General features: G+C 30.7%; 2 protein-coding genes. Both read right to left on the bottom strand.

From position 1 onward, the window contains the following. Positions 1 to 40: 40 nt before the first annotated feature. Complete coding sequence (locus tag AXX12_RS12405) at positions 41 to 856, bottom strand: IS3 family transposase (RefSeq protein WP_231881885.1); 816 nt, start codon at positions 854 to 856, stop codon at positions 41 to 43. A 26-nt stretch (positions 857 to 882) separates the two neighbouring features. After that, complete coding sequence (locus AXX12_RS12400) at positions 883 to 1,209, bottom strand: transposase (protein ID WP_066243122.1); 327 nt, start codon at positions 1,207 to 1,209, stop codon at positions 883 to 885. Positions 1,210 to 1,296 lie beyond the last annotated feature (87 nt).

Raw genomic sequence — 1,296 nt, 5'->3', positions numbered from 1 at the left:
GAGTCAATACCTTTAAAACGGACACGAAAAAAAGAGATAATTAAACTAGAGCTAACATCCTAAATTCAATGGGTGTTAGCTCATTTAATTGCTCCTGAAGTCGTTCATAATTATAATATTTAACATATCCATCTATTAACTTTCTAGCAATTAGTCTATCGAATTTGTGATTTAAGTATATACATTCTGTTTTAAGTGCACTAAACCACGATTCTATAGGAACATTATCTACACAACTACCCCTATATGAGACGCTATGATTAATTCTATGTTTTTTAAGTCTAATGCCGTAGGCTAGTGAAGTGAATTGACTGCCTTGGTCTGAATGAATTGTTAATCCTTTACGACTACCGTAAGGGATTTTTCTAATTGCCTTATCTATAGTTGTCAAAACTAATTCATTGTCATTAAACTTTGAAGAATTGTATGAAACTATGGATTTATCGTACATATCTTTAATAGCACAAAGATATTCTACACCTACGGTAGTATGTATATAGGTTACATCTATTGACCATTTCTCATTTGGTACTAACGCATTAAAATTTCTTTTAATCAGATTAGGAATAGCATGATGTTGAACTTTTCCATATTTCTTTTTCTTCTTTCGAATAATTGATTGTATGTTATGGATCTTCATATATCGATATATTGTCTTCTTAGATAGGTAGACCCCACAGTCTCTCTTAATATTCATTCTTAATCTAACTATTCCCTGCCTACTATCTTTTTGATATTGTTTTAAGACCATATCTGAAATATCTTGATTAAATGCTTTATACATAGGCCTACCAGATTTTATCCATTGATAATAGCCACTTTTAGAGCACTTAAGTATACAACAAAGAAGTTTTATTTTATAGCTACCTCTAAAAGTATCAATTAATCTGTATTTTTCTTTTGTTCCCTCTGATAGGCCAGGAATTTTTTTAGGTCTTCAACTGCCTTAACATATTGAATCAATTCTTCACGAGTCATTTCCTCAGGAATCAGGGAATTCTTTTTCTTGGGCCTACCGGCACTACTTTTACCACGATTATCATATGTTGTTCCAGTTCTTCGATACTGATCAACCCATCTTACTAACATACTGTCACTTGCAACTTTATATTTTTCAAGTAAATTTTTTCTACTAATCAAACCCTGAAGGTATTCTTCAACTATTTTATTCTTTTCCTCAGTCGTATACTTTGGGTATTTATTTTTCATATCAATTCCTCCATTTTTATCATAACAAAAAGATGTTGAATTTAATCAACATCTTTTTTTCTAAGTCTATTTTAAAGGAATACTCTC

The organism is Anaerosporomusa subterranea, assembly GCF_001611555.1.
GTDB lineage: Bacteria > Bacillota > Negativicutes > Sporomusales > Acetonemataceae > Anaerosporomusa > Anaerosporomusa subterranea.
Note: the sequence above shows the minus strand (reverse complement) of the source record. Positions and strands in the feature narration are given on the sequence as shown.